The sequence below is a fragment of the Variovorax sp. Soil_C_19 genome, from assembly GCF_057657255.1.
Map to the genome: position 1 here is coordinate 1 of NZ_JBDGIV010000054.1, position 210 is coordinate 210.

The window sequence follows — 210 nt, forward strand, 5'->3', positions numbered from 1 at the left end:
GACGACTTCGACTTCCAGCGCCCGCGCGCCGAGCTGCAGCAGGTCAGCGCGATGCCGCGCAAGACGGCGCAGGCCAGTTGGGAGCGCTATGGCTGGCCTGGCGACTACGTGGTGGAGTCCGAAGGCGAGCAGTTGGTGCGCACGCGCATGGAAGAGACCGGCAGCCAGGGCGAGCGCGCGAGCGGCGCGGGCAACCTGCGTGCGGTGGTG

1 protein-coding gene is annotated in these 210 nt (G+C 71.4%); it reads left to right on the forward strand.

Annotated features, from left to right (window positions below; genetic code table 11):
• On the forward strand, nt 1-210 hold a 210-nt coding region (locus AC3A6R_RS27190), incomplete at both ends, for a contractile injection system protein, VgrG/Pvc8 family (RefSeq protein ID WP_487866190.1).